General features: G+C 70.1%; 1 pseudogene. It reads left to right on the forward strand.

Annotation, left to right across the window (positions count from 1 at the left end):
* Nucleotides 1–609 (forward strand): annotated as a pseudogene (locus FUT87_RS29210) (hypothetical protein); the annotation flags it as partial.

Raw genomic sequence — 609 nt, forward strand, 5'->3', positions numbered from 1 at the left:
GTGATCGATCCGGCGCAGGTGATGGCGATGTCGCCCAAGATGCGCGAGTTCCTGCGCGCCCGGTTGCCCAACGCCGGCAGCGGCACGCTGATGACGGAGACCCGCGACATGCGCCACATGTTGCTGGATGCGCTCTACACCCGCGGCGAGCTGCAGCTCGAGTACGACGCCGAGACGACGCGCACCGCCGCCGAAGCCTTCGACGCCAAGGCCGGCAACTGCCTGTCGCTGGCGATGATGACGGCGGTCTTCGCCCGCGAGGCCGGCATGCCCATCATGTTCCGGCAGATCTACGACGAGGAGCAGTGGAGCCGCGTCGGCGACCTGCAGGTCGTCTCGGGCCACGTCAACATCGCGCTGGGCCGGCGCAAGTCGGACTTCCGCGTGATCGGCAACGACGAGCCCTCGCTGGTGGTGGACTTCCTGCCCGGCGCGCAGATCGCGCGCCAGCGCGCCATGCCGCTGGAGGAGCGCACCATCGTCGCGATGTACTTCAACAACCGCGCCGCGGAGCTGATGGCGCAGGCCCAGCTCGACCGCGCCTACTGGTACGCGCGGGCCGCCTGGCTGCACGAGCCGCGGCTGCTGGCGGCGCTGAACACGCTGGGC

This window comes from Mitsuaria sp. TWR114 (genome assembly GCF_007997345.1).